Here is a 26,681-nt window from a genome sequence, read left to right on the forward strand (position 1 = left end):
GAGCAATTCACTGTATGGAACGGCCGATTTCCTATATTCCGATGGACAGAAGACAGGCGCTGTATCGTGGCGAGCGGCTGCCCGATCCGGCACGCGGCGCGGCACTATTTGCTGATGTATCTGGTTTTACGCCGCTCACGGTGCGCCTGGTGCAAGATTTGGGGCCGCAGCGCGGGGCCGAAGAGGTGTCGCGCCATCTGAACACGGTGTACGATGGCCTGGTAGATGAACTGCATCGGTATGGCGGCAGCGTCATCAGCTTTAGCGGAGATGCCGTGACCTGCTGGTTTGAGGGGGATAACGGTTTTAGAGCCACCTCCTGTGCCCTGGCAATGCAGTCCGTGATGGAGAAAATTCAGACGGTACAAATTCCATCTGGTGAGATTACATTGGCCATGAAAACGGCCGTTGTCACTGGCAGCGCCCGTCGTTTTCTCATTGGCAACCCGCGCGTGCAGCTCATAGACGTGCTGGCAGGCCAAACGCTGGATCGGTTGGTGGAGGCCGAGCACGAAGCCGAAAAAGGGGAAGTCATTCTGGATGAAGCCACCATCCAGCAGCTTGGGCCGCGTGTACACATAAAAAGCTGGCGGCAAAGCCCGGTGACGGGCGCACGCCTCGGCGTGGTTAAGAATTTGGAAAATATGAGCATTCCTGCCTACTGGCCCACCATCCCCCAGGACGCGCTGGATGAGGCCGTGACGCGCCGCTGGCTGTTGCCGCCCGTTTACAAGCGGCTGGTAGAAGGCGGTGGTGAATTTCTGGCAGAATTGCGACCTGCCGTGGCCATGTTTGTGAGCTTTGCTGGCATTGATTACGATGATGATGAAGAAGCCGAAACGAAGCTGGACACCTTCATCCAAAACGTGCAGGAGATTTTGTCGCGCTACGACAGCAATCTGCTTCAGCTAACCATCGGGGATAAGGGCAGTACGCTGTACGCTGCTTTTGGCGCACCGTTTGCCCACGAAGATGACGCGATCCGGGCCATTTCTGCGGGGTTAGAGCTGCAAGAGCTGGCCAATCGGCTACCGTACATCTCTCCGCTGCAAATTGGCATTTGCCAGGGGCGGTTGCGGACGGGTGCCTACGGCGGCACGATGCGCCGAACCTACGGCGTGTTGGGTGATGCGGTGAATACGGCCGCACGACTGATGCAAACGGCAGTTCCTGGGCAAATTTTGGTGATAGACGAGACGGTTGAGCAAACTGGCGACAGATTTGTTTGGGAAGCGTTGCCACCCGTTCGGGTAAAAGGCAAATCGGAACCACTGACGGTCTTTGCCGTTGCCCAACGGGAAGCAGAGCCAGCTATCCGGCTGCAAGAACCACAATACGCCCTACCAATGGTGGGACGCGCCACAGAACAAGCGCTCATTCAGAAAAAGATGCTGGCAGCCAAAGCCAGGCAAGGTCAGGTAGTTGCCATCAGTGGCGAGGCAGGGATTGGCAAATCCCGATTGGTGGCTCAAATTATCCGGCTTGCTAGTGAGCAGCAATTTTTGGGTTTCGGTGCAGAGTGTCAATCGTACGGCACCAGCACCAGCTATTTGGTTTGGCAGCGCATTTGGCAAGATTTCTTTGGGCTAACGCCAGACATGCCAGTGGAGCAGCAGATTGCAGAGGTGGCCGAGACGCTTCAGCAAATCAACCCGGCTTTGCTGCCCCGAATGCCGCTGCTAGGGGCGGTGCTGCGCCTACAAATTCCTGATAACGAACTTACACAATCGTTTGATGCTCAACTGCGTAAAGTGTCGCTGGAGTCATTGTTGGTGGAATGCTTACGGGCGCGGGCGAAGGAAACGGCCGTTTTCCTGGTGTTGGAAGATTGCCACTGGCTCGATCCGCTCTCCTTTGAGCTGCTGGAAGCCATTACTCGTGCCATTGCTGACCGACCCATTTTGATTGTACTGGCGGTACGCGCACCCGTTATTGGCCGCATCCAAACGGCCGCCTTTCGCCAATTGCCCAACTTCACCGAAATCAAGCTACATGAATTTACGCCAGAAGAAGCAGAGCATTTGATGGCGCTTAAGATGGAGCAGCTCACCCGCGCCAAAATCAAAATCCCACGCCCGCTGCGTGAAAAAATTACAGAACGAGCGGCAGGGAATCCATTCTACATTGAAGAGCTGCTCAACTACTTACAGAATCAATCGTCCATTGCAAACACGACTTTGCAGGATTTGGATTTACCCACCAGCTTGCACAGCCTCATCCTGAGCCGCATTGACCAGCTAACAGAGAGCCAACGGAATACGATAAAGGTAGCCAGTGTCATCGGGAGGCTGTTCCGGGCAGCGATGTTGTGGGGGGCTTATCCGCCGCTGGGCGGGCCGCAGCAGGTGAAATCTGACCTGGAAGTGCTGGAGCAGATGGATTTGACGCCGCAGGATACGCCAGAACCGGAATTGGCTTATCTGTTTAAAAATGTGGTGACGCAGGAGGTGGCTTACGAAAGTTTGCCTTTCGCCACCCGCGCCATGCTGCATGATCTCATCGGACAATATATTGAAGGCCAATATGCCCCTGCGTTACAGCAATATGTGGGTTTGTTGGCTTACCATTACGGCCGTTCCGATAACGATGCCAAAAAGCGCGAATATCTGTTGAAAGCGGGTGAAGCGGCGCAGGCCGAGTACGCCAACGAAGCCGCCATCGAATATTTCCAGCGGGTGTTGCCACTGCTGCCAGAGCCGGAACGTGCGGCCGTTATGCGTAAATTGGGCAGCGTGCTGGAACTGGTGGGGCAGTGGGACGAAGCTAGCGATCTATACAGCCAGGGCTTGCAGTTGGCGCAGCTGCACGGCAACCAGCAAGAAGAGGCATGGTGTCAGGCAGCCCAGGCAGAACTGCTGCGTAAACGCGGCCGTTTTGAAGAAGCGTCCGACTATCTGGAAGCGGCCCGGCTCACGTTTGAACAACTGGAAGATGAGGAAGGCGTGGCCCAGGCGTATCATTCCGCTGGGACGCTAGCGGCGCAGCAGGGAGAATATGAAAAAGCCCGCACCCTGTACGAGCAAAGCCTGGCGCTGCGGCGTGAATTGGAGCAGCCTGGTTTTATTGCTGCGCTGCTGAGTAATTTGGCCATTATTGCCCGTTTTCAGGGGAATTTAACGGCGTCACGGCGGCTGAATGAAGAAGCATTGGAAATTCGGCGGCAGGTAGGCGATCGGCGCACGATTGCCAATTCACTCAACAATTTGGGCAACGTGGTGCGTAATTTGGGCGATTTGGCACAGGCGCGGGACCATCTGGAAGAGGCGTTGCAGCTTCAGCGTGAGGTGGGCGATCGCTGGGCGATTGCCAATTCGCTGAATAATTTGGGCAACGTGGTGCGAGATCAGGCGGATTTTACAGCTGCGCGGCAATTTTACGTGGAAAGCCTCACAATCAACCATGAATTTGGGGACGGCCGTGCCATTGCTTACGTGCTTGAAGATATGGCGGCGTTAGCGGCGGCGCAAAACGAGGCGGACCGGGCGTTGCAGTTGGTTGGGGCAGCACAAACGTTGCGGCAGGAGATTGGATCGCCGCTTTCGGCCGTGGAGCAGTCGCAATTGGACGGCCGTTTAACCACGGTCACCACCCATGAAAACGCAGAATCCTATCTGGAGCGGGGTCGCCAGCACAGCCTAACTGCAGCCATCGAATTTGCATTGAATTGATCGTAGGGGTTGGTCCCCGTGCCAACCCAGAGTAGGTGACGTCAATAATTGGGCAGACACGGGAGTTTGCCCCTACCGTGTCGAATTGCAAATTTTTGGAAAGATGAATGAGTGAAGAGAAGCAGTTTTTTGTACCGCCGGGTGGGCCGCCGCGCGTGAGTGCGCCCAGCCCCGAAATTTATGCGGCGATGGGTGACGAAAATATCTTTGCCATGCTGGCTGATTTTTACCAGCAGCTAGAAGCGTCCAGCATTCGGGGCATGTTTCCCCGAGACATGGAACGGGCGTCGCGCAAGTCGGCGGCGTTTTTTGTGGGATTGCTGGGCGGACCACCGCTCTATCACCAAAAATATGGCAGCCCGATGATGCGGGCGCGGCACATGCCATTCCCCATTGATGAAGCGGCAAGGCAGGTATGGCTAGACTGTTTTGAGGCGGTTTTGGCTGACGCGCCAGAAAAATACAGCTTCCCGCCTGAACATCTGCCGCAGTTCCGCCAATTTCTGGTTGCGTTTTCGGGCTGGATGGTAAACAAAGCCTAATTGTCATTCCCGTGAAGGCGGGAACCCAAAGCTATGAACAAAAATCAACAGGTTTACGGTGAGCGCAGCTGAACTATTTTGCAGATTTTTCTCCATGAAACTCTGTGTCTCCTCTGTGAAACTCTAAGTTCCGCTTTTTGATGGGAAGGAAGCGATGACCAAAAAGTACGATCTGTTTTCGCCGGAATTCAAAAAGAATCCATTCCTCACCTTTGCCCAGATGCGGCGGGATGACCCAATTTATGCCCATCGTTCCCCCAGCGGCGGCACGATTTGGTACATTACTCGGTTTGCGGAGGGTACGGCCGTTCTCAAAGACAACGACCATTTCGTGAAGGATTTCCGCAATACGCTGCCGCCGGATGCTAAAAAGCCCCGTAAATCTTCCATGCACAGTCTCATCAACGAAAATATGCTCTTTGCCGATCCGCCAGACCATACGCGGCTGCGAGCCTTGGTGAACCAGGCGTTCACGCCGCGCCGCGTGGAGCAGCTTGCTCCACGCATCCAGCAAATTACGGATGAACTGCTGGACGGCATTGCGGCGGTAGGGCAGGCAGACCTCATCGCAGATTTTGCCCTGCCGATGCCGGTGCGCATTATTGCGGAGCTGTTGGGCATTCCTGCGGAAGATCAGGCGGAGGTGGCGGATTGGTCGCAGGCGATTATTTCGCCGGGGAGCCGCAATTTGAATTACAGTGCGCGCAAGCGGAAGGTGCGTGCCTTTGTGGCTTATTTGCAGGAGATGTTTGCCCTGCGCCAACAAAATCCGCAGGATGATTTGATTACGGCGCTGGTACAGGCAGAAGAGGCGGGGGAGCGGCTGAACGAGGCGGAGCTATCCAGCATGGTGGCGTTGCTGCTGGTGACAGGGCATGAGACGACGGTGAACCTGCTGGGGAACGGGGCGTTGGCTTTGTTGACGCATCCGGAGCAGTTGGTGATTTTGCGGGAGAATGGGGGATGGGAAACGGCCGTTGAAGAACTCCTTCGCTTCGATGGGCCAGTAGAAACCTCGACGACGCGCTGGGTGCGGGCGGATTTTACGTTTGAAGGCCACCAGATGCGGCGGGGGGACGTGGTGCGGGTAGTGCTGGCCTCCGCTAACCGAGATGGTTGCCAGTTTCCCCAGCCAAATGTGCTGGACGTAACTCGCCGCGACAACCGCCACTTGGCCTTTGGCATGGGGATTCACTACTGCCTCGGCGCGCCGCTGGCTCGGCTGGAGGGGCAAATTGGGCTGCAAACCTTGTTTGAACGCTTCCCCAATTTGCGCCTCGTCGTGCCTGCCAACCAGCTAGAATGGCGCTCTGGCGTGCTCTTTCGCGGGTTAAAGCAGCTTCCAACCGTGGTTTGCTAAAAGCGGCTTGTTATGAATCATAAAAATGTACAGTTGCTTTTATTCTCTCTGCGTACTGATAAATTTCATCCAAATTGTTTATTAAAACTCTTTCCTCTGATTTGTCCTCGTTTATTAAACCCAAATAAAGTTGAGCTTTGTTGAAGCGAAGCCTGCAAATCGGTTGACGGTTGTTGTCATCAAGTAATATTCCACAATATGATTTCACATCTCTCATTACTACACGATTTGGGTCAACCTCATCTCGTAGAATAGACTTTACGATGTAAAATCCTTCCATCTCTTCCTCTGTTGTTTCTATCTGCGGTTTTTCTTCAATAATTTCTTCTGTTGATTCTTCGCTTTCATCTTGTTCAATTGGTTTTTGTTCTTCAGCAAGTGCTGATTCGAGTCGGCGATTAATTCTCTCATTTATGTATTGAGATATCGCTTTTTTAGTAATATCTGCAAATTGTTCACGAACTTGTTGAGTGAGGCGACCTGGGTAAACCTGTGAAGCGAAAAAACGCACGAAATCCTCAGATGGATCAGTCATTTCTTGGGTCACAAGTTGTCTGATTGCCCTCGTGTATTTTAAATCACTCGCGGAACTAATGATGTTGTCTAAATCAAAAGAAGATTTAGTGAATTTTTTCAACTCGTTTATGTGACGTTCATTGAAATTGAGGATGTCAAAGACAAGAAATGGTTTGTCATCCATCTTGTTTTTTTCATCAAGATCGGAGTAAAATTCGTATTTGATTCCATTGGTTAACAGACCAAATCTGGCACCCGTTGCACTAAAATAACGATAAAGTTGTGATTTATGGGTTTTTGCTAAGGAAGTAGTGTAATGTTTGCATTCAATAAGGATGATTGGCTTTCCCTCAAACAAAATGGCGTAATCTACTTTTTCCCCCTTTTTTACCCCAATATCTGCATTTAGTTCTGGCGTTACCTCGGCAGGATTGAAAACATCATACCCTAAGGCACTGATGAAAGGCATGATTAGTGCATTTTTTGTTGCTTCCTCAGTCTGTATGTGATCGAGTTGTTTTGGAATACGGTTTGGGAGTTGCTGAATTCTATCTATGAAGTCCATTATTCCCTCCTGGCAATGAAAAAAAATGTTGGTTGAGTTTAAATAATATAAGCAATATTGAGGGAAATGTCCATATCCACGAGGGAGGCAAGTTGGGGCGGGTTATTGTGGGTAAACTGCCGTATAATCGCTTTTTGATATTTTGATGAAAAGTGAGCGCCTTTGTGGAACAGACATCCTCTCAAACAACATCCTCAGAAGAAGTAGCTGAGGCGAAGGAAACGGCCGTTTCCGACACCTTCAACACTGGCCAAATCTTCACCATTGCGGGCGGGCATTTTGTGCATGATACGTACAGTGCCTTCATTGCCCCGCTGTTGCCGCTGCTGCAAGAGCGGCTGGCAACCAACTATGCGCTTACCGGCAGCCTGGCCATCTTTGCTCAGCTGCCCAGCTTGCTCAACCCCCTCATCGGCTACCTGGCCGACCGGGTAAGCCTGCGCTACTTCATCATTTTGGCACCGGGCGTCACGGCGACGTTGATGAGCAGCCTGGGCATTGTAAATAATTACTTTTTGCTGGCGCTGCTTTTGCTGGCGGGCGGGGTTAGCATTGCTGCGTTCCACGCACCCGCTCCGGCGATGATTGGCCGGATGGCCGGCAGGCGTGTGGGCACGGGGATGAGCATCTTTATGGCCAGTGGAGAGCTGGGGCGCACTTTTGGCCCGATTGTGGCCGTGGCGGGGGTGGGCTGGTTTGGCCTTGAGGGGATGTGGCGATTGATGTTTGTGGGTTGGGCAGTAACGGCCGTTCTCTACTACCGTCTGCATGAAATTTCTGCCAAAACGACAACCAAGCCTGCGGGATTGGCGGAAGCGTGGCCGCAGATTCGGCGGGTGTTTCCCGTACTGGGCTGGATCATGCTGGCACGAACGGGGTTGCTGATTTCGCTCACCACGTATTTGCCCCTTTACATGCAGGATGAGGCGGATGCAAGCCTATGGCTGGCGGCCGCTGCGCTTTCCATTTTGGAAGGGGCGGGCGTGGCTGGCGCATTGCTAACAGGCACCGCCAGCGACCGCTTGGGGCGGCGGCGGGTGTTGGGTGGGCTGTTTCTCGTCGCGCCGCTGCTGGCAATGGCGTTTGTGTTTAGCCCTGGCTGGATGGCGGTGCCGCTGCTCATCGCTCTGGGACTGACGGCAATTTCACCCACGCCAGTGCTGCTGGCCGTCGTGCAAGATTCTTTCCCCAAGCATCGGGCGCTGGCCAATGGGATTTTTATTGGATTGAACTTTTTGGTGCGCGGTTTAGGAATTTGGCTCATCGGCGTGTTGGCAGACCAGATTGGTTTGACGATGGCCTTTGTTTGGGGTGCGGTTGTTGCCTTTTTGACGTTGCCAGGGGTTTGGTTTTTGCCGAAGCGAACGGCCGTTGTCAAGGGCTAGCAACGAATTAACGCAAATTAACACGAAAATTGGCGTCGATTTGCGCTAATTTGATGCTTGTATGCGTCAATGTGACAGTCACTTTGGAAGTGACTGTCACATCACATCAAGGCGAGGAGAAATAAATGCCACGACTAACAAAAATTTACACTCGCACGGGGGACGAGGGGATGACCTCGTTGGGCAGCAAGACGCGCGTGCCCAAAGAATCTTTGCGCGTGTCGGCCTACGGCACGGTGGATGAACTAAATTCGGTGCTGGGCGTGGCGTTGGCGCATGGGCTAGTGCCGCGCTTGGCTGAGATTGTGCCACGCATTCAGAACGAGCTTTTCCACTTGGGGTCTGATTTGTGCTTCACGGAGGCGGACAAGGAGACGTACCAGATTCCGCAAATGGAAGCGCGGCATGTGACCCAACTGGAAGCGTGGATTGATGAGTTCACGGCCGTTACCGGCTCCCTCGAAAATTTCATTCTACCGGGCGGGGCTTTGGGCGCAGCGCAGCTGCACGTAGCCCGTACCGTCTGCCGTCGCGCAGAAAGGCTGGTCATTGCGCTTTCGCGAGAAGAAGCGGTGGGCGACTTTGTCATTCCGTACTTGAATCGCTTGTCTGACGCCTTGTTTGTGATGGCACGCTACGAAAATAAGGAGCGTGGCGTGGCTGAACCTTTATGGGATAGTCAGTTGTAGGGTGGAAACGGCCGTGCCGCGTGTGCAGATTTGCCCGTTTTTAGGTAAACTTTGGCACAAATTTTTACCATTTCCGAGGAAAACATGTTTGAAAACTTAACCTTGCTAATCATCATCATTTCCCTGTTTTGGGTCGGTGCATTTGGCTTTTACATCTACACATCTCGCCAGCAAAAGAGTATTGGCGACGACATCAATCGGCTGCATAACCTGCTGGACGAGGCTGAAAAGCAGAATAAATAATGAGACCAACTTCCCGCAGGTTTTGTCCGCTAGCAATGATCGAGAGCAAACTTGCGGGAGGTTTATTTTCAAGGAGGAAAATGATGGGGAAATGGATAATTCGGCCAATTCTGCTTCTGCTAGCCCTGGTGTCGTTGGCGGCATGTACCATTGTGAGCGGCCCAACGGCAGACGCCTGCAACGAGAACGGGGCACTGCTACGCGATGATTTTGCAGGTGAACAAACTTGTGGCTGGCGCGAATACAACCAGGGTGGCGCGGTGGTAGAAATTGCTGATGGGACGCTCAACATCAGCACCAGCCAGACAGGGCAGATTTGGTGGACCAACGTGGGGCGCGATTTTGGCGACGTGATTGTGACGGTGCAGGCGCGTCAAACCAGCGGCCCTAACAACAATGCCTACGGCGTGCTGTGCCGCTACCAAGATGAGAACAATTTTTATATTTTCCTGATTAGCGGCGATGGCTACTACGCCGTTGGCAAATATCAGTCGGGCGAGGAGCAGATTACCTATCTTACGCCCAACCAGGAGTATGTTTTTTCTGATTTGATCAACCAGGGGGTGGCTACCAATTTGCTGCGGATAAGCTGCGTGGGCAATGAGTTGAGCCTGTCGGTGAATGGTTTGCCGCTGGTAACAGTGACGGACAGTACATTTTCTGGTGGCGATGTAGGGCTGGGTGTGAGTACGCTGGAGCCGGGAACGGCCGTTGTGCAGTTTGATGATTTGCTTGTTCTTGCACCGTAATTCAGTATTCAGTAATCGGTAATCAGTGAACGGTATGCGTTTGGTATTGCGGGTTGGGGGATTGTTGATTGCCATCTGTTTAGTGGTGGCCTGCGCCGATGCGACGGGGGTGCCGGGGGCTTCTGGGGCGGACGTTATTTTTTCGGATGGCTTTGTGCCGGGGCAGATGGGTAATTGGGTGATCGAGGGGGACAATGCGGGGCAAACGGCTGTTATCAACGAGCAACTTGTCTTTGAACTGGCCGACAACAACATCATGCAGTTTTCTACCTTGCCCGATGTGACATTTGATAACTTTATTTTGGAAGTGGACGCCCAACTGCTGGAAGGGGATTTGGGCAGCAGCTACGGTGTGCTGTTCCGAATGCAGGACAGCACCCGCTTTTACCGCTTTGAAATCACGGGCGATGGCCTGTTCATGGTTGAGCGGCGAGATGGCGAATCTGGCTGGACGCGCTTTGTAGATCGCTGGACGGAAACGCCAGCCATCCAGCAGGGGCTAGGCAGCACAAACCAACTGCGCGTAGAGGCATTAGGTACAAACATCTCACTTTACGTGAACGACGAGTTGGTGCATCAATTTAATGACGCAACTTACAGTAGCGGCACGATCGCCTTGGATGCCGGGACATTTGTGCAGCCGCAGGCGAAGGTGGCGTTTGATAATGTGGTGGTGAGACGGCCGTAATGGATGTGCGCGTGGCGGTGGAACTTGTACTGAGCCAAGCCGAAGTAACGGCCGTTTCCCAACCCATCCATACCATCAGACCCCTCTCTGGCGGGCAAATTGGGCAGGTGTATGAGGTGCAGCTAGCTGACGGCACGAAGCTGGTTGTGAAATTTGACGACGATCCCGACCCCCAGCTAGACATTGAAGGCGCGATGCTGCGCTTTTTGGCAGAGCAGACCGAGCTACCTGTTCCCGGCGTCATTCATAGCGAACCCCATTTGCTCATCATGGAATTTATGCCCGGTGAGAGCCGATTTTCGCCCCAGGCTGAGGTGGATGCAGCGGAGCATTTGGCGACACTACACCGCGTCACTGCGCCCACGTTTGGCTTCCCTTTCATGACGCTCATCGGCGCATTTACACAGCCCAATGATCCCATTGCAGGCTGGCTTGAATTTTTCCGTGAGCGGCGCATTTTTCATCTGATGCACGAGGGGGTGCGGCTAGGACGATTGCCACAGTCGTTTGTGCCGCGGCTGGAAAAGCTGTGTGGGCAGTGGGAGCGATGGCTAGCCGAACCGGAACGGCCTTCTCTCATTCACGGTGATGTGTGGACAACCAATGTGCTGGCAGAAAACGGCCGTATCACCGCCTTTCTCGACCCTGCCATCTACTTTGGCATTGATGAGATGGAGCTGGCCTACATTGCCCTGTTTAACTCGTTTGGTGCGCCATTTTTTGAGCGATATGAAGCGATACGGCCGTTGCCACCCGGTTTTTATGAAGAGCGGCGGCATCTTTACAGCTTATATCCGCTGTTGAGCCACGTCTGCCATTTTGGCGGCAGCTATGTGGGCATGGTGGATTCAGTCTTGCGCCGCTTTGGATTTTAATAATGGGACGCTGATTTCCATGATGCGCCTGATCGATCTGCCTGTAATCAGGCAGATCAGCGTTCTATTCTAGGTTTGGAGGAAAAATGAATGATTTTCCTGAGTTGCATACGTTGTGGGATTATAACGATCCGGCGGGAACGGCCGTACAGTTTCAAGCGTTGCTACCAAAGGTAGAGGCAAGTGACGAGCGTGGGTATCACGTTGAGCTACTCAGCCAAATGGCGCGGACGCACAGTTTGCAAAAGCAATTTGATGACGCGCACCAACTTTTGGATGAGGCGGAAACAATGCTCACGGACGACATGATTGTGCCGAAAATGCGCTGTTTGCTAGAGCGGGGCCGAGCGTTTAATTCGGCGGGCGAGGCGGCGCGGGCGTTGCCATTGTTTCATGAAGCATTTGTGTTGGGAACGTCATTTGCGCCCCAGGCAGACTTCCACACCATTGATGCCGCCCACATGATGGCCATTGCGGAGCCAGATACGGCCGTTCAGCTAAAGTGGCATGAACGCGCGTTGGAAATGGCCGAAGCAACGCCGGATGAGCGTGCTGCTGGCTGGTTGGGTTCCCTCTACAACAATCTGGGCTGGACATACCACGACATGGGCAATTTTGAACGGGCCCTGGCCATTTTTGAAAAGGCACTTGCCTGGCGAGAAGCAAACCATCAAGACAAACCGGGAACAATTCGTATAGCCAAGTGGTGTGTGGGGCGGGCATTGCGTTCGCTGAACCGGCTAGACGAAGCGCTGGCTGTTCAGCAAGCGTTGCTGGCTGAATTTGCGGATTCGGAACGCAAAGATGGCTTTGTGTTTGAGGAACTAGCGGAATGTTTGCTGGCATTGAATCGTGAGGATGAGGCACGGCCGTATTTTGCCCAGGCGCATGCAGAATTATCCCAGCTAGGGTGGTTGGAACCGGAGCGACTGGCGCGGCTGCAGCAGTTGAGTGCGGGCTAATGGCCAAACGTTTGCCAGAGCTGTACCCGGTGGGAACGGCCGTACAAATCTGGCTGGGTGAGCAAATATGGGTGGACGGCACGGTGGTGGCGCATCATCTCCCGGCGGTATGGGTGCAAACGCAAGACGGCCGTTCCTGGTTTGTCACCAACCGCCGCCGCATCCAAAAATTAGAGGAATGGGACGCTGATTAACGCAGATAAACGCTGATTTGTTTGGCTTGAGTTTCAGCTTTTACGCTCAAAGTGAGCCATCAAAAGGCCAAACATAATAAAATCTGCGTTAAGTGTGTCACAGTTTAAAATTGGAGAAACGTAAACTGTGACACCTCAAGGTTTGGCGGTTCATTTTTAGAGAAATTTTAGCGGAATGAACCGCCAAACACATAATCCGTGAAATCTGTGGCTAGTTTTATGAAAGAAGATGTTGTGCAGCGGCTGTTGGAACTGAACCGAGAATTTTATGACGCGCAGGCAGATTCCTTTTCTGGCAGTCGGATAAAACCGCAGCCGGGGTTTGCCCGCTTGCTGCCCCATCTGCCAGAGCCTTGCCCCCGCTTTTTGGATGTGGGCTGTGGCAACGGCCGTTTCGCCGAGTTCCTGCAATCCCACAACCGCATTGGTGACTTTGTGGGTGTTGATTTTAGCGAGGAGCTGCTAGCAGACGCGGCCAACAATGCAGTTGGCACCTTTTATCAGCGAAATTTGTTAGAGCCGGGCTGTTTGGACGGGCTGGGTAGCTTTCCGGCTATCTCTTGCTTGGCGGTGATGCACCATTTGCCCGGTAAGGCCAACCGGGTGCGCTTGTTGCAGGAGATTCGGGGGCATTTGGATGAGAACGGCCGTTTGCTCATGTCCAACTGGCAATTTATGGACAGCCCCCGCCAGCGGCGCAAAGTGCAAGAGTGGGCGGCCATTGGCCTGACGGCTGCCGATGTGGAGCCAAACGACTATTTGCTGGCGTGGCAGCGGGGTGGGTTTGCCTTGCGCTACGCTTGCCATATTGATGCTACAGAAACGGCCGAACTTGCTGAAGCCGCCGGGTTTACCATCCTGGATCAGTTCCGCAGCGATGGCAAAGAAGGCAACTTGAGCCTCTACACCATGTTGACACCCACCCTGCCAATGCTACAATCTTAAATATGAGCTTAAAAGAAAAACTCCAAAAAGATCGCATTGCCGCTATGCGCGGTGGCGATACAGACAAACGAAACACGCTTGGCCTGCTGCTGGCAGCCATTAAGCAGGAAGAAATTGATAACCAGACGACGCTGGATGATAAAGGCGTTCAGGCTCTTTTAACCAAGCAGGCCAAGCAGCGGCGCGAAAGCATTGCCGACTATGAAAAGGCGGGCAATCCAGAGATGGCAGCCAGCGAGCTAGCAGAACTCGCCATCATTGAGACATACCTGCCACAGCAGTTGGGGCGGGGCGAGATTGCGGCGATTGCCGCGGAAACCATTGCAGAACTGGGTGTAACAAACGCCAAAGGGATGGGGCAGGTGATGGGAAAGCTGATGCCCAAATTGAAGGGACAGGCAGACGGCCGTTTGGTCAATGAAGTTGTGCGTGAACTGCTGCAAAATGTGTAGGTTCCCCATAGAAAAATGACAGATCAAACAGACGGGCAACCCCGTTGGCGTAAGCTAATCCAAGGCTCTTTACTTTGGGTGTTTGCCGCTGCCATGACCCTGGGGCTGACTCTGATTTTTAGCTTCAATTTGGTAACAGCCAGCGATGTGGAAGTAACCGTTGGTCAACCTGCCGGTGAGGATATTTTTTCGCCGCGCAGTATCACCTACGAGAGCGATGTGCTGCTGGCTTCTGAACGAGCTAAGGCGCGTGCAGCCGTTCCAGAGCAGTACATCGGCGACGGCAGCGATATTGGCCGCAGCCAGCTTGGGTTGGTAACGGCCGTTTTCTCATTCATAGACGCGGTGCGGGCAGACACGCTGGCCACCACCGAAACCAAGCTAGCATACCTGCAAGCCATTGAAAGCCTGACCATTCAGCAGCAAACGGGGCTTGAACTGCTGGAGCTATCCTCCGCCGATTATGATGTAGCCAAGCGAGAAATTAGCCGCATTGTGGGCGATTTAATGCGCCAGGACATCCGTGAAGACCAGGTGCGTGAATACCAATTTATTGCCCGGCGCGAAGCCAGCCTGGAGCTAACCCAACTGCAAGAAAACGTGGTCACCAACATTGCCCCCCAATTTATTGTGCCAACCGTTTTCCCAGACCCAGACGCAACGGCCGCGTTGCGTGAAGCTGCCGCCGAAGCGGTTGGCCCCTTTGTGATTACGATTGCCGATAATGAGCGCATTGTGCGCCAGGGTGAGCCAGTCACCGATTTGGACATTGAGAAGTTGACCCAGGTGGGACTGCTTCAACGGCAGCTAGATTGGCGTGATTTGGCTGCTATTTTTGTGGCTTCGTTGCTCTCTGTGGTGCTGATGACAATGTATTGGCACCAATTTTTCTGGCCGCACCTGCGTGACAACGGCCGTTACCTCACCGTGCTCACCAGCTTGCTGCTTGTCTTTGCGGCCATTGCCAAACTGATGCTAACCGGGGGTAGCTTCTTCCCATATTTGTTCCCGATGGCCGCACTTTCTATGCTGCTCAGCGTCATATACGATGTGCGCCTCTCGTTAACTGTAACCATTATTATGGCGGCGTTGTTTGGCTTTTTAGCCCCAAATTCGCTTGAACTGGCGGCGTATACGGCCGTTGGCGGCATTTTGGCTATCCTCACCCTGCAAGACGCCCAGCGAATCAACGCATTTTTCCGCGCGGGATTGGCCGCAGCCATTGGCTATTGCGCCGTCATTTTAGTTTTCCGCTTGAACCAGGACATTATTGACGTGCTGGACATGTTGGAGCTCATGGGATATGCGGTGGTGAACGGTATATTGTCTTCGGCGTTGACGCTGGTGGGCTTTTTCATCATGGGGAGCTTGTTTGGCATTACCACAACGCTGCAACTGCAAGAGCTAGCACGTCTGGATCATCCCTTGTTGCAAGAGTTGCTGCGGCGTGCGCCTGGCACGTACCATCACAGCATCATGGTGGCCAATTTGGCAGAGCAAGCGGCTGAGCAAATAAAGGCCAACAGTGCGCTTATTCGCGTCGGCGCGTTTTACCATGATATTGGTAAGATGAACCGACCGCCGTTTTACAGCGAAAATCAGGAGGGCGTGAACCCGCACGATGCGCTAGACCCGCAAACGAGTGCGCGCATCATTTTGAGCCACGTTTCTGACGGTTTGGATTTGGCAAAGCGTTATCGTTTGCCATATCGTATTCAGCGGTTTATTGCAGAACATCACGGCACGCGGCTGGTGAAGGGGTTTTACTTCAAGGCGCAAGAGTTAGTAGATGAGGGCGAGGTCATTGATCCCACGAAGTTTCGCTATGCTGGCCCACGTCCGCGCTCACGGGAAACGGCCGTTGTCATGCTGGCCGACGTCATAGAATCCACCTCTCGCGCCTTACAGCCCAATAGCGAAAAAGCGATTGAAAAGCTGGTCAATTCGCTGATTGATGAGGATTTGACCGAGGGCCAGCTAGATGAGTCTGGCTTAACTTTGGGGGATATTCGCAAAATTCGGGAATCGTTTATAAAGACGTTGAAGGGGCGTTTCCATGTTCGGGTAAAATATCCAGGTAATGAAGCTTTGTTGCCGGAAAATGAGCAGGCGGGCGTAGCAGAAACGGCCGTTGCCCCGGCAAACCCACCAGCCAATGGCACCCCAACGGCCGTTAATAATGAGGAAGTGAGTTAGTGGCATCTTATAAAATTCACGTACAGCAAAAAGAAAAAGTGCTTCACTCTATTGCCGCGGCGTTGCGAACGGCCGTTACCGTTACTTTGCGCCACGAAAAGAAAAAACCGCCTGTAGAAATTACCCTGCTACTAACTGACGATGACCAACTACAATCGCTCAATAAAACCTATCGCGGCATAGATGTACCTACCGACGTACTCAGTTTTGAACCAGGGGATGCCATGCCCGGCATGGAAGAAGATGAAGCATACTTGGGTGACATTGTCATTTCTGTGCCAGCGGCCGAGCGACAGGCCAAGCAAGGGGATCATAGTCTTAAGTCAGAGTTGCAATTGTTGACAGTGCATGGCACGCTGCACTTGCTTGGCTATGATCATGAAGAGCCAGAGGAAAAAGATCGCATGTGGTGGACACAGGCATCTATTTTAGCGCAGTTGGGGGCAGAGATTAGTGGGCCACCGGAGGATGCGGAGGGTTAGCCGAGGTGTCTACACCCAAAAAAGAGCTGTATGACCGTGCCAAAAGCTTCCAATATGCCTTTGAGGGTTGGTGGTTTGTGCTGCGAACACAGCACAACGCCTGGATTCATGCGCTCATTACAACGATTGTGGTGGGCTTGGGAGTGTGGTTGCAATTACCAGCACGGGATTGGGCAGTCCTTATTCTTACCTTCATGGCAGTGTGGATGGCCGAATTTATGAACACGGCCATCGAAGCAGTTGTGGATATGACGATGCCCGATCGGCATCCGTTGGCAAAAGTGGCTAAAGATGTGGCGGCAGCGGCCGTTTTGGTAGGGGCGTTGGGCGCGGTGTTGATTGGCTTGCTGCTGCTGGGGCCGCCTCTGTGGGAGCGTTTATTTGGTTGATGATATACGTTACCTGACCAAATTACTCAGGAAGAAGTACAAATTGGCGGGACGTTCAGCCAATCGCCGCATAAAGTAAGGATACCAGGCAGTGCCATAAGGAATGTAAACTCGCACACGATATCCTTCTGTGCTCATTTCTTGCTGTAAATCTCGGCGTACCCCGTAAAGCATTTGGAATTCAAACGCATTTTTGTCAATTTGTTCTTGACGGGCGTGTTGAATAATAGCCCGAATGAGCTTCTCGTCGTGGGTGGCAAAGCAGGGATACATCCCACGTCGGCGCGATTCTTCGCTAAGCATCTGCTTGGATAAACTGAGGAAATTAGCATCGGTATCGGCTTTTTCGGGGAAAGCAAGCTCGTGCGGCTCTTTGTAAGCCCCTTTGCATAAACGTACCCAGGCACCTTCTTGTATCAATGCCTGTATATCAGCTTCAGTTCGGTAGAGATACGCTTGTATTACAATACCAACACGATGCCCAAATTGATCCTCATCCCGCAGCCTGCGATACAAATTGAGGGTGGTATCCGTAACGTGACTATCTTCCATATCAATGCGGATGCGTGTATCATATTTTTCTGCGGCCGTAAGTAGCTGTTGCAAATTTTCATGCACAATATCTGGGCTAATGTGGATGCCAAGCTGGGTGGGCTTCACTGAAACGGTGGCGTTAACGCCATACTGGTGAATTTGCTGCATGAGCTGAATGATTGCTTCACGAGCGGCGGCAGCGTCTTTTGGAGTGTCAACACTTTCGCCCAAATAGTTGAGGGTTACAGAGAGGCCAAGTTGGTTCACTTCTTGACTAACACGAATAGCATCCTGGCTGGTTTCGCCGGCGATGAATCGGCTGGCAACCTGCCAGGCAGGTGGAAAACTGGTGGCAGTTTGGCGTGCCCAGTCAGCTGTGGAAAGATAAAGAAGCAAGGAACGCAGCCAGCGTTCGCCATTGCGATATAGTACAATTGTTGTGATGGTTGCTGTGGCGAAAAAAAGTAAAATGCGGGTAAAAAAGGAGCGATTTGGGTGCATTTTCTCTATCCTTTTTGGGAATGTGGATGATTCTATGATACTTCACATTATTTGCTCGATCCAAAAAGAAGTGCATATGGGCGTATTTGTGCTTCTGCGGGTATGCAGGTAGGATTTTTGTATGGCTGGTCAACCATCTGATTCATCACCGCAGTTTGAGCCAATGGCCCAATATTTTGAAGAATATGCCAAAGAATCCAACTTTATTTTTTGGACTGCTGATCCCGTCACGTTTCAAATTACGTATGTGAGCCAACATGCCAGCGAGCTGCTTGGGTTGCCTGAATTGGTTTGGCTACAGCCATCTTTTTGGGCTGATCGGCTATACCTTGCAGATAAAGAGCATGTTTTGCGGGCATTTGCCACGGCCGTTTCTACACAAGAGCCGCAAGATTTAGAGTATCGTCTGGAACTGGATGACACAGATTTCCGCTGGTTCCGGGACAAAATATGTGTGCTGAATGTGGACGGTAGCCTGCGCCTTTGTGGGATGATGACTGATGTGACCCGCTTCAAAACGGCCGTTGGCCACCATGTGGGGTTGCCGGGGTACACGAGCTTCTTTCTGGAGATCGTACAGTTACTCTCTGAAAATACGAAGATTCAGCATCGGTTACAAAAGTTAGCTGAACGATTGTGCACAATGTTTCATGTAACGGCTGCGTATATTTCTGACTGGCACGTAGGTTGGGGCGGCGCTATCAATGTAGCATATCACGACGTTCAGGGTAACTTCCAATCTATGCCTACAGCACTTACCAGACAAAAATTGTCTAATCTGGTTGATGGTTTAGGCTGGCTACAAAATCCTACCCGTGTTGTAGCCGATTATCAAAATAAAAAATTGCCGCGCTGGATGAGAAACCGCTTGCAAGCCCATGACGCAAAAACAATCTTGTACGTGCCTATTTCTACTTTAGAAGAGCTTGTTGGCTTGATTATTCTGATTGATAAAAAAGCGTCCCATCATTTTTCTGAACGCGCTCTCGAATTGATCCAAATTATTGCCCAACAAACCAGTATTGCTCTAACCCGTGCCCACCTTTTTCAATCTGAAGCCCGTCGTCGCCGTGAAGCAGAGACGCTCTTGGACGTTGCAGAATTCGTAACCACGAGTCTTGAGCTAGATGAAATTTTGGAACGTGTGATTGAAATTCTGCGGGTTTATTTAGGTGAAGTGCATAATTACTCTATTGCAATCATTAAAGATAATGGAATCAGGCTGGAATCAATCTTTTCATGGTGGTCAGAAAATGCGTATGCTATGATGCCTAAGGGGTTGGAAATAGAGATTAAAGAAACATTTACGGCACAACTAGCCATTGAGGGCGGTGATCCAATCATTATTTCTGATCTCAGAACAGTGCCATTTGTGAATGCGTTTACGACCCAAAAAATTGGTGAAGGGCTGCGAACGATTGTTTGTCTACCGCTCAAAATTCAAGATCGGACGCTGGGTGTTATGCACCTTCATTATTGGCGCAAGGTGAGGCAATTTTCGGCAGAAGAGATTGCTGTGCTGGCTGGCGTTGCCAACCAAGCTGCAATTGCAATTGAAAATGCGCGACTGTTTGCGAATGAACGGCGTCAGCTTCATCTAAGCCAAACATTGCGACAAGTTGGTTCCCTGCTCACCGCCAGTTTGCCGCTGCATGACATTTATGATCAACTATTCACCCTGCTCGCCCAAGTAATTTCATACGATTCGGCGACCTTGTTTTTGTTAGATGAAGATGAGGACATCTATACTTTGGTCGCTCATAGTGGGTTGACAGAACGGTTTTTGCGGCCAGAGAATAGAACCTTTTCAGTTCAATCGGTGCATAACAAAATTGAAGAGGATCCGGGCTGGGCGGTCATTTTCGATGTTCGTGACAGCCCGAATTGGGTTTTTCGTGAGCCTACGTCGTCTATTCGGGCCTGGATTGGTGCTTTGCTAAAGGTGAAGGGCAAGGCGGTTGGTTTGCTTTGCGTGGATAGTTTCCAGGTAGGTCAATATTCTGAGGAAAACGGCCGTACCGTTGCTGCTTTTGCTAACCAGGCGGCTGTGGCCATTGAGAATGCTCGGCTGGCCAAAGAAACTGCACGTCAGGCAAAAGAGTTGGCTATTTTGAACCAGGTTGCTAGAGAAACGGCCGTTTCTTTAGACATTAACCACTATTTAGAAAAAACAACCGCCTTGGTGAGCGAGGAACTTTACCCCAATTACTTTGGCTTCATCGTGCGTGACGATGAAACCGATATTATCCACCCCCACGCTTCTTACCGCGGGCTCTCAAAAAAGCCAGAGACAATAGAAATTCCGCTTGGAAAAAGTATTGTAGGGCAGGTTTTGCAACATGGTAAGCCTTACTATGCGCCCAATGTGCATGAAGACCCTTACTACTTTGTGGCTGAAGATGATATCTGTTCAGAGTTGGCTATTCCACTGCAGGTTGAAAATGATACTGTTGGCGTTGTTCATGTAGCCAGCCCCGAAATCGGCCATTACACCGATGAAGATGTCAATTTCTTGACAACCTTAGCAGGCAATATTTCGGCCGTTCTTGAACGCGCCGAACTGTATGAATCCCAACGCAAACAGGCCGAGCATTTAGCAGAATTGGTAGATAAGCGAACCTCAGAGCTAAAAATGGAGCGCGACAGACTTTTTGCCATTTTAGAGAGTGCAGGCGAGGCAATCATTTTAACTGATACTGAAGCACGAATTGAGTACGCTAATCCCGCAATGGAACGCCAAAGCGGTTACAGCAGAAAAGAGCTAATTGGAAGAAACCCGCGCGTTTTGGGCAGCCGCCTGGTGGCAGGCTCCGTTTTTGCCGATATGTGGAACAATTTACTTAGCCAAAAAAGCTGGAATGGGGAAATTATTAACCGCCACAAAAATGGCAAAGTGTACGATGTTGCCGTGACCATAACACCTATTACCGACACGCATGGAAACGTAACTGGCTATGTTAGCGTTCAGGCAGATATTACACGCCTGAAGGAGCTGGAACGCCTCAAGACAGAATTTATAGCCAACGTCTCCCATCAGCTACGCACGCCCTTAACAAATATTAAAACGTATGTTTCGTTACTAAAGAAAGGACGGCCAGACAAGCATCCGCGTTATTTTTCTGTGCTGCATTTTGAGATTGACCGCCTGGCTCGCTTGATTCAGGATTTGCTGGACATTTCTCGGCTGGATGCTGAAACTGCGCCCAACCCTGAGGCATCTGCCGATTTTTGCGACGTGTGGGATATGTTTTGGCGGCCCTTCATGGAACGGGCAGAGCGAGAGAGTAAAATGCTCGTACCCAGTTTGCCTAATGCTGTGCGGCAGCAAACGCCTTTCGTGCGCCTGGAATCGTACCAGTTAGAAAAGATTTTGTCTCGCCTGGTTGAAAATGCGTTACTGTACACGCAAAAAGGCGGGCGTATTGAGGTTAGGGCAGATTGGGTAGATGAACGTGGTGAAGCTCTTCAACTGCAAGTTTGCGACAATGGCCCCGGCATTGTGGAAGCTGAACGGCCGTTTGTCTTTGACCGATTTTTTCGGGGAGCCAGCGTTGTAGAGGCTGGTTTGCCCGGCAACGGTTTGGGCTTGGCCATTGTCCGGGAGCTACTGGCACAGCAAGGCGGGCAAATTTCGTTGGAAAGTACCCCTGGCGAGCGAACTTGCTTTACTGTTCATCTGCCTTTGGCAGAACCGCAAACAAACGGTGGTTTTAATGGCGTTGGATAAATCGAAACCGCTTCCCTTTGCCTTTTACGCACGGCCTGCTCGCACGGTGGCACAGGAATTGCTGGGGAAGAAGCTGGTTCGACAGTTGAACGGCCGTCGCCTCAGCGGCATCATTGTGGAAACAGAAGCCTATTGTGACGCCGAGGAGCGTGATCTGGCCTGCCACGGGGAACGCGCCAATAATGCCCAACCGACGCCGAGAACGGCCGTCATGTTTGGCCCTGCTGGGGTTGCTTACGTTTACTTCACCTACGGCATCCACTGGTTGTTCAATGTGGTTACGGGCGAAATGGGTCAGCCCAATGCTGTGCTTATCCGAGCTTTAGAGCCAGTAGATGGGGTGGATTCTATGGCAGAGCAGCGCGGGGAACGGCCGTTGCGCCAGCTCACAAATGGCCCCGCCAAGCTTACTCAAGCCCTAGCCATTGACAAATCTCACAATGAAGCAAACCTTTGCCAGCCGGGCGGGGTTATATGGATTGAGGACGCACCTGCTGTCTCCCCCAACCAGATTGCTACTGGGCCCAGAATTGGCCTGGGCAAAACGCCAGAGCCCTGGTATTCCATCCCCTGGCGTTACTGGTTGGCAGACAACCCATTTGTTTCTAAATAAAAGTGTGGCTGGCGGTTAGTGGCTAGTTGCTGGTACTGTCACGAGCCACTATTAACCTACAACTATCTTCAGAGGAGAAAATATGAAGTTACTGGAAGGGAAAAAAGCACTGATTTTTGGCATTGCCAACAAAAATTCAATCGCTTGGGGCATTGCCCAGGCGCTGCACGCACACGGCTGCGAGCTTGGCTTTAGCTACGGTTTTCAGCAGCTAGAACGACGGGTACGGCCGTTGGCTGCAGAGCTAGGCGTAGAATTTGTAGAAGAGTGCAATATTGAAGATGACGAGCAGATTACGGCCGTGTTCCAAAAAGCCGCCGACCAATTTGGCAAGATAGATATTCTCATCCACGCCATTGCCCATGCCAAGCGAGAAGATTTAACCGGCACCTTTGTAGATACCAGCCGGGATGGGTTCCAACTAGCGATGGACGTGAGCGTGTACAGTTTGGTGGCGCTTACCCGTGCGGCCGTACCCCTCATGGCAGATGGCGGCAGCATCCTTTCACTCACTTACTACGGTGCAGAAAAAGCCGTGCCGCACTACAACGTGATGGGCGTTGCTAAAGCTGCATTAGAAGCCAGTACGCGCTACCTGGCTGCCGATCTTGGCCCCCAAAATATTCGCGTCAACGCAATCTCGGCTGGCCCCATAAAAACGCTCTCCGCTGCGGGCATCGCTGGTTTCCGCAAGATTCTGAAATATACCGAAGAGCGTGCGCCACTGCGCCGCAACGTAACCCAAGAGGAAGTGGGCAAGACCGCCATTTGGCTATGCAGTGATCTCAGCAGTGGCGTGACGGGTGAAGTGGTTTATGTAGATGCAGGTTACAATATCTTAGGAATGCCTGAGCCGCCGGAAAAATGGTTGTGATACGGCCGTTTCTATCTTGACACAATTCACCATTTCGATATACTCGCCTTCATACATTCACAATCTTATCAGGAGCAGCGGAGGGATCGGCCCGATGAAGCTGCAGCAACCCCCAAAATTGGGAAGGTGCTAAATCCGTCAGCAACCGCTGAGAGATAAGAGGTAGAAGCAAACTTTGCCAGCCTCTTGCCTGCCAAGAGGCTTTTTTTATGCTCAAAAAATAGATAGATCGGTGAATTGCCGCCCGTTATTACGGTACTTCTGTCCAGCAATTCGCCATCGGAGGAAAATAGATGACATCATTTACCAAAGCTCCCAGCCTCTTGTTCACATCAGAGTCTGTAACCGAGGGACACCCAGATAAAATGTGTGACCAGATTAGCGATGCCATCCTGGACGCACTGCTAACCCAGGATCCCAATGCTCGCGTCGCCTGTGAAACGGCCGTTAAAACCGGATTTGTTTTGCTGCTGGGCGAAATTAGCACCACCGCCTTTGTGGATTTTGATAAGCTGGTACGCCAGGTTGTGGTTGACATTGGTTTCGATAGTAGCGACAAAGGATTCGACGGCAATACCTGTGGTGTTCAGTCTGCCATTGCTAGCCAAAGCCCCGACATTGCCCAGGGCGTTGACCGTGCCCTGGAATACCGCAACAATGGCACATCTGAAGCTGAAATTGAATCATTAGGCGCTGGCGACCAGGGCATGATGTTCGGTTTTGCCTGCAATGAAACGGACACATTGATGCCCTTGCCTATTCATCTAGCTCATTTGCTTACCCGCCGCCTAAGCGAAGTGCGGCGCAACGGCACGCTACCCTGGGTGCGCCCAGATGGTAAAGCACAGGTCACGATTGAGTACAGCTATGGCAAACCCAAACGCGTAGACACAGTGCTTATCAGCACTCAGCACGCGCCAGATGTAGATAATGACGCGATTCGTGCCAGCATTATTGAGCATGTGATTAAGCCCGTACTGCCAGTTAATCTGGTTGATGAGAAACTGCGCGTGTTTGTGAATCCCACTGGCCGTTTTGTTGTGGGTGGCCCAATGGGGGATGCTGGTCTGACCGGTCGAAAAATTATTGTAGACACTTATGGTGGTATGGGACGGCACGGCGGCGGTGCGTTTAGCGGCAAGGATTGCACTAAAGTTGATCGCAGTGCCGCCTACGCAGCACGCTGGGTTGCTAAAAATTTGGTGGCTGCGGGCTTGGCAGAACGATGCGAGGTGCAGCTAGCCTACGCTATTGGCGTCGCAGAGCCAGTAAGCATTAACGTGGAGACATTTGATACCTCTAAATTTAGTTCTGAGCAATTAGTCGAATTGGTTAATGCCAATTTTGATCTGCGGCCCGGTGCAATTATTCGTGACTTGAATTTGCGTCGGCCAATCTTCCGGCAAACGGCCGCTTACGGTCATTTTGGTCGGGATGATATTGAAGCCCCGTGGGAGAACACAGATCGGGCTGAGATTTTGCAGAAGGCGGCTGAAAAGTTAACGGCCGTTCCTGCCTAAAATGCCTAACCTGGCGGGCTTGTTTGGCTAGCCTGCCAGGTTTCTAAGTTTGCGCCAAGATTCACTTACGTTATAATTCTTCGTCGCCAGCAGCACGTTGCTGGTGGCTCGTAGATTCCCAAAGAATCATTACCAAATAAACACACACCCGGACAGGCAAAATGTGCTTGCATTCAATTGTCGGGGCTGCCTCAACATCTTCTGGTAGCGCTGCCAAATTGTTGGCCATGTGAGTCTTTGGCTGGATGAACGGTGTGGACGCGCAGTTTGAAATCTTTCACAGGCTGCGACAAAACATACAAAGGAGAATAGACCCCTATGGCCGTTGTTTCAATGAAGGCATTGCTGGAAACAGGCGTGCACTTCGGACACAGAACTCGTCGTTGGAATCCAAAGATGAAACCGTACATCTTTACGGAGCGAAACGGCATCCACATTATTGATTTGCAGCAAACCCTGGGCATGATTGAAGATGCCTACAATATCATCCGTGATACCGTGGCAGAAGGTGGCTCGGTACTGTTTGTAGGTACCAAGCGCCAAGCACAAGACACCATCGCTACAGAGGCATCTCGGGCGCGCCAGCCATATGTGAATGTGCGTTGGTTGGGCGGTACATTAACAAATTGGCAAACCATTCGTCAGCGAATTGATTACCTGAAGCGTCTGGAAAGTCGTCGAGACGAAGGGGATTTTGATCTGCTGAAAAAGCGGGAACGTTTGCGGGTTGAGCGTGAGATTGAAAAGCTTAATTTGCGGTTGGGCGGTATCCGCGAGATGAAGGGCCTGCCGGATTTGCTTTTTGTGGTTGATATTAATCATGAGGAAACGACCGTACGTGAAGCCAACATTCTCGGAGTCCCCGTCATTGCTCTGGTTGACACCAACTGCGATCCAGATGAAATTGATTATCTCATCCCCTCCAACGATGACGCTATCCGGGCAATCAAACTGATTGTGGGCAAGATGGCTGATGCAGCCATTGAAGGCATGGCCGTCCGCATGGAAAATGTAGAAGAAGAAGTTACAGATTTGGATAGCTACGGAACCAGCTTTGATGGCATGGAAGATGAGGATGATGAAGTTCTGCTGGGTGAATCAACCCTGGCAAAAATGCGCGAAGCCGCTGCCGAGGCTGACAGCGAAGAAGCTGAATCTGAAACTGAAGAAGCAGACGAGGAAGCTAGTGAAGCAGATGAGTCGGTTGCAGAAGCAGATGCTTCTGGCGAAGAAGCATAATTGAGTAAACCGCAGAAATTTTGCAGAAAACCAAAGGCATAATGCGGTTTACTCTTAAGAGAAGCAAACGTCGTTTTAATTCCGAAAATATTTTGCTTCTCACTTGAGGAGTACAGTAACAAAAATGAAAATTACAACGCAAATGGTAAAAGAACTGCGTGAAGCAACTGGGGCAGGCGTTTTGGATGCCAAAAAAGCTTTGGAAGCCTCTGGCGGTGATTTTGATAAAGCAGTTGATTCCCTCCGCGAGAAGGGCGCTGCGCGCGCTGCCAAGCGGTCTGGCCGTGAAGCCAGCGAGGGTGTCATTGAACTATATTCTCACCCCGGCAACCGCGTCGGCGTTATTTTGGAGCTAAATTGCGAGACCGATTTTGTGGCGCGCAATGAAGAATTTACGAATCTGGCGCACGATTTGGCGCTACATATCGCTGCGATGAGCCCCCAATATATCACTAAAGATGAGGTTCCCACTGAGGAACTGGAACGCGAGACAGAAGTTCTGCGAAATCAGGCATTGGCAGAAGGAAAGCCAGAGCAGGTCGTTGAAAAGATTGTGGCTGGCCGAATGAACAAGTTTTACGAAGAGTTTTGTTTGTTAGAGCAGCCATTTGTCAAAGACGATAAGGTCAAGATTAAAGATTTGATCACCGATTCAATTCGGAAGACGGGCGAAAACATTAAGGTAAGACGCTTTGCCCGATATGAATTGGGTGGAGAATAATCTGACGATTGCTGATTGTTTTTAAAAGGGGCGCTCTTTGAGCGCCCCTTTC

At 51.7% G+C, this 26,681-nt stretch carries 24 protein-coding genes and 1 riboswitch; of the genes, 22 read left to right on the forward strand and 2 right to left on the reverse strand.

The window, feature by feature from the left end; genetic code table 11:
* The first annotated feature begins 14 nt into the window (after positions 1-14).
* The 3 genes from ACOQPM_RS23370 (at position 15) to ACOQPM_RS23380 (ending at position 5,570) form a co-directional block, all read left to right on the forward strand.
* On the forward strand, positions 15-3,668 hold the full coding sequence (locus ACOQPM_RS23370) for a tetratricopeptide repeat protein (protein WP_420630802.1): 3,654 nt from the start codon (positions 15-17) through the stop codon (positions 3,666-3,668).
* Positions 3,669-3,775: 107 nt separating this feature from the next.
* Positions 3,776-4,210, forward strand: coding sequence for a hypothetical protein (locus ACOQPM_RS23375; RefSeq protein WP_420630803.1), 435 nt, complete (start codon positions 3,776-3,778; stop codon positions 4,208-4,210).
* Between the two features lie 154 nt (positions 4,211-4,364).
* A complete protein-coding gene (locus ACOQPM_RS23380) occupies positions 4,365-5,570 on the forward strand; it encodes a cytochrome P450 family protein (RefSeq protein ID WP_420630804.1) in 1,206 nt (401 codons plus the stop codon).
* A gap of 10 nt (positions 5,571-5,580) precedes the next feature.
* Here ACOQPM_RS23380 and ACOQPM_RS23385 read toward each other — a convergent pair whose 3' ends face one another.
* The gene (locus tag ACOQPM_RS23385; RefSeq protein ID WP_420630805.1) at positions 5,581-6,651 is read right to left on the reverse strand and encodes a type I restriction endonuclease; all 1,071 of its coding nucleotides are present in this window, start codon (positions 6,649-6,651) and stop codon (positions 5,581-5,583) included.
* Positions 6,652-6,815: 164 nt separating this feature from the next.
* Between ACOQPM_RS23385 and ACOQPM_RS23390 the strand changes: the two genes are divergently transcribed.
* The 13 genes from ACOQPM_RS23390 to ACOQPM_RS23450 all read left to right on the forward strand — a co-directional run bounded on the left by ACOQPM_RS23390 (position 6,816) and on the right by ACOQPM_RS23450 (position 16,900).
* Complete coding sequence (locus ACOQPM_RS23390) at positions 6,816-8,036, forward strand: MFS transporter (RefSeq protein WP_420630806.1); 1,221 nt, start codon at positions 6,816-6,818, stop codon at positions 8,034-8,036.
* Between the two features lie 125 nt (positions 8,037-8,161).
* Positions 8,162-8,725, forward strand: coding sequence for a cob(I)yrinic acid a,c-diamide adenosyltransferase (locus tag ACOQPM_RS23395; RefSeq protein WP_420630807.1), 564 nt, complete (start codon positions 8,162-8,164; stop codon positions 8,723-8,725).
* Positions 8,726-8,809: 84 nt separating this feature from the next.
* Complete coding sequence (locus tag ACOQPM_RS23400; protein ID WP_420630808.1) at positions 8,810-8,968, forward strand: hypothetical protein; 159 nt, start codon at positions 8,810-8,812, stop codon at positions 8,966-8,968.
* Between the two features lie 80 nt (positions 8,969-9,048).
* On the forward strand, positions 9,049-9,717 hold the full coding sequence (locus tag ACOQPM_RS23405) for a hypothetical protein (RefSeq protein WP_420630809.1): 669 nt from the start codon (positions 9,049-9,051) through the stop codon (positions 9,715-9,717).
* 34 nt (positions 9,718-9,751) lie between these two features.
* A complete protein-coding gene (locus ACOQPM_RS23410; RefSeq protein ID WP_420630810.1) occupies positions 9,752-10,405 on the forward strand; it encodes a family 16 glycoside hydrolase in 654 nt (217 codons plus the stop codon).
* A complete protein-coding gene (locus ACOQPM_RS23415; protein WP_420630811.1) occupies positions 10,405-11,280 on the forward strand; it encodes a fructosamine kinase family protein in 876 nt (291 codons plus the stop codon). The genes ACOQPM_RS23410 and ACOQPM_RS23415 overlap by 1 nt, the downstream gene beginning before the upstream one ends.
* A gap of 86 nt (positions 11,281-11,366) precedes the next feature.
* Complete coding sequence (locus tag ACOQPM_RS23420) at positions 11,367-12,242, forward strand: tetratricopeptide repeat protein (RefSeq protein ID WP_420630812.1); 876 nt, start codon at positions 11,367-11,369, stop codon at positions 12,240-12,242.
* On the forward strand, positions 12,242-12,436 hold the full coding sequence (locus tag ACOQPM_RS23425; RefSeq protein WP_420630813.1) for a hypothetical protein: 195 nt from the start codon (positions 12,242-12,244) through the stop codon (positions 12,434-12,436). Before ACOQPM_RS23420 ends, ACOQPM_RS23425 begins: the two co-directional genes overlap by 1 nt.
* Positions 12,437-12,655: 219 nt before the next feature.
* Positions 12,656-13,381 (forward strand): class I SAM-dependent methyltransferase, encoded by a 726-nt coding sequence (locus ACOQPM_RS23430; RefSeq protein ID WP_420630814.1) that lies wholly within the window; start codon positions 12,656-12,658, stop codon positions 13,379-13,381.
* 2 nt (positions 13,382-13,383) lie between these two features.
* Positions 13,384-13,833 (forward strand): GatB/YqeY domain-containing protein, encoded by a 450-nt coding sequence (locus tag ACOQPM_RS23435; RefSeq protein WP_420630815.1) that lies wholly within the window; start codon positions 13,384-13,386, stop codon positions 13,831-13,833.
* 15 nt (positions 13,834-13,848) lie between these two features.
* On the forward strand, positions 13,849-16,029 hold the full coding sequence (locus ACOQPM_RS23440) for an HD family phosphohydrolase (protein WP_420630816.1): 2,181 nt from the start codon (positions 13,849-13,851) through the stop codon (positions 16,027-16,029).
* Positions 16,029-16,511 carry an rRNA maturation RNase YbeY gene (gene ybeY / locus ACOQPM_RS23445; protein ID WP_420630817.1) on the forward strand — a complete coding sequence of 161 codons (483 nt, stop codon included), beginning with the start codon at positions 16,029-16,031 and terminating at the stop codon, positions 16,509-16,511. Before ACOQPM_RS23440 ends, ybeY begins: the two co-directional genes overlap by 1 nt.
* Before the next feature lie 5 nt (positions 16,512-16,516).
* Entirely contained in the window at positions 16,517-16,900 is a 384-nt protein-coding gene (locus ACOQPM_RS23450; protein ID WP_420630818.1) for a diacylglycerol kinase family protein, read from the forward strand.
* A 9-nt stretch (positions 16,901-16,909) separates the two neighbouring features.
* Here ACOQPM_RS23450 and ACOQPM_RS23455 read toward each other — a convergent pair whose 3' ends face one another.
* Positions 16,910-17,935 carry a proline dehydrogenase family protein gene (locus tag ACOQPM_RS23455; protein WP_420630819.1) on the reverse strand — a complete coding sequence of 342 codons (1,026 nt, stop codon included), beginning with the start codon at positions 17,933-17,935 and terminating at the stop codon, positions 16,910-16,912.
* 121 nt (positions 17,936-18,056) lie between these two features.
* Here ACOQPM_RS23455 and ACOQPM_RS23460 point away from each other — a divergent pair, with 121 nt between their 5' ends.
* From ACOQPM_RS23460 to tsf, 6 genes are all read left to right on the forward strand, one after another.
* Positions 18,057-21,662, forward strand: a complete 3,606-nt coding sequence (locus ACOQPM_RS23460; protein WP_420630820.1) for a GAF domain-containing protein — start codon at positions 18,057-18,059, stop codon at positions 21,660-21,662.
* Positions 21,655-22,275 carry a DNA-3-methyladenine glycosylase gene (locus ACOQPM_RS23465; RefSeq protein WP_420630821.1) on the forward strand — a complete coding sequence of 207 codons (621 nt, stop codon included), beginning with the start codon at positions 21,655-21,657 and terminating at the stop codon, positions 22,273-22,275. Before ACOQPM_RS23460 ends, ACOQPM_RS23465 begins: the two co-directional genes overlap by 8 nt.
* Before the next feature lie 82 nt (positions 22,276-22,357).
* Positions 22,358-23,149 (forward strand): enoyl-ACP reductase FabI, encoded by a 792-nt coding sequence (locus ACOQPM_RS23470; RefSeq protein WP_420630822.1) that lies wholly within the window; start codon positions 22,358-22,360, stop codon positions 23,147-23,149.
* A gap of 62 nt (positions 23,150-23,211) precedes the next feature.
* A riboswitch (SAM riboswitch) is annotated at positions 23,212-23,311 on the forward strand.
* 131 nt (positions 23,312-23,442) lie between these two features.
* A complete protein-coding gene (gene metK, locus ACOQPM_RS23475) occupies positions 23,443-24,669 on the forward strand; it encodes a methionine adenosyltransferase (protein ID WP_420630823.1) in 1,227 nt (408 codons plus the stop codon).
* 333 nt (positions 24,670-25,002) lie between these two features.
* Positions 25,003-25,908 carry a 30S ribosomal protein S2 gene (gene rpsB, locus ACOQPM_RS23480; protein WP_420632414.1) on the forward strand — a complete coding sequence of 302 codons (906 nt, stop codon included), beginning with the start codon at positions 25,003-25,005 and terminating at the stop codon, positions 25,906-25,908.
* Between the two features lie 124 nt (positions 25,909-26,032).
* Positions 26,033-26,629 (forward strand): translation elongation factor Ts, encoded by a 597-nt coding sequence (gene tsf, locus ACOQPM_RS23485; protein ID WP_420630824.1) that lies wholly within the window; start codon positions 26,033-26,035, stop codon positions 26,627-26,629.
* Positions 26,630-26,681 lie beyond the last annotated feature (52 nt).

It is taken from the genome of Candidatus Leptofilum sp. (genome assembly GCF_965223525.1).
Taxonomy (GTDB): Bacteria; Chloroflexota; Anaerolineae; order Promineifilales; family Promineifilaceae; genus Leptofilum.

What these genes read in the sequence shown, in the direction of transcription:
- ACOQPM_RS23470 (WP_420630822.1), top strand. Translation starts at nt 22,358, where the DNA reads ATGAAGTTACTGGAAGGGAAAAAAGCACTGATTTTTGGCATTGCCAAC.
- tsf (WP_420630824.1), top strand. Translation starts at nt 26,033, where the DNA reads ATGAAAATTACAACGCAAATGGTAAAAGAACTGCGTGAAGCAACTGGG.
- ACOQPM_RS23395 (WP_420630807.1), top strand. Translation starts at nt 8,162, where the DNA reads ATGCCACGACTAACAAAAATTTACACTCGCACGGGGGACGAGGGGATG.
- ACOQPM_RS23435 (WP_420630815.1), top strand. Translation starts at nt 13,384, where the DNA reads ATGAGCTTAAAAGAAAAACTCCAAAAAGATCGCATTGCCGCTATGCGC.
- rpsB (WP_420632414.1), top strand. Translation starts at nt 25,003, where the DNA reads ATGAAGGCATTGCTGGAAACAGGCGTGCACTTCGGACACAGAACTCGT.
- ACOQPM_RS23380 (WP_420630804.1), top strand. Translation starts at nt 4,365, where the DNA reads ATGACCAAAAAGTACGATCTGTTTTCGCCGGAATTCAAAAAGAATCCA.
- ACOQPM_RS23405 (WP_420630809.1), top strand. Translation starts at nt 9,049, where the DNA reads ATGATGGGGAAATGGATAATTCGGCCAATTCTGCTTCTGCTAGCCCTG.
- ACOQPM_RS23415 (WP_420630811.1), top strand. Translation starts at nt 10,405, where the DNA reads ATGGATGTGCGCGTGGCGGTGGAACTTGTACTGAGCCAAGCCGAAGTA.
- ACOQPM_RS23455 (WP_420630819.1), bottom strand. Translation starts at nt 17,935, where the DNA reads ATGCACCCAAATCGCTCCTTTTTTACCCGCATTTTACTTTTTTTCGCC.
- ACOQPM_RS23460 (WP_420630820.1), top strand. Translation starts at nt 18,057, where the DNA reads ATGGCTGGTCAACCATCTGATTCATCACCGCAGTTTGAGCCAATGGCC.
- ACOQPM_RS23400 (WP_420630808.1), top strand. Translation starts at nt 8,810, where the DNA reads ATGTTTGAAAACTTAACCTTGCTAATCATCATCATTTCCCTGTTTTGG.
- ACOQPM_RS23420 (WP_420630812.1), top strand. Translation starts at nt 11,367, where the DNA reads ATGAATGATTTTCCTGAGTTGCATACGTTGTGGGATTATAACGATCCG.
- ACOQPM_RS23410 (WP_420630810.1), top strand. Translation starts at nt 9,752, where the DNA reads ATGCGTTTGGTATTGCGGGTTGGGGGATTGTTGATTGCCATCTGTTTA.
- ACOQPM_RS23370 (WP_420630802.1), top strand. Translation starts at nt 15, where the DNA reads ATGGAACGGCCGATTTCCTATATTCCGATGGACAGAAGACAGGCGCTG.
- metK (WP_420630823.1), top strand. Translation starts at nt 23,443, where the DNA reads ATGACATCATTTACCAAAGCTCCCAGCCTCTTGTTCACATCAGAGTCT.
- ACOQPM_RS23385 (WP_420630805.1), bottom strand. Translation starts at nt 6,651, where the DNA reads ATGGACTTCATAGATAGAATTCAGCAACTCCCAAACCGTATTCCAAAA.
- ACOQPM_RS23430 (WP_420630814.1), top strand. Translation starts at nt 12,656, where the DNA reads ATGAAAGAAGATGTTGTGCAGCGGCTGTTGGAACTGAACCGAGAATTT.
- ACOQPM_RS23375 (WP_420630803.1), top strand. Translation starts at nt 3,776, where the DNA reads ATGAGTGAAGAGAAGCAGTTTTTTGTACCGCCGGGTGGGCCGCCGCGC.
- ACOQPM_RS23440 (WP_420630816.1), top strand. Translation starts at nt 13,849, where the DNA reads ATGACAGATCAAACAGACGGGCAACCCCGTTGGCGTAAGCTAATCCAA.
- ACOQPM_RS23425 (WP_420630813.1), top strand. Translation starts at nt 12,242, where the DNA reads ATGGCCAAACGTTTGCCAGAGCTGTACCCGGTGGGAACGGCCGTACAA.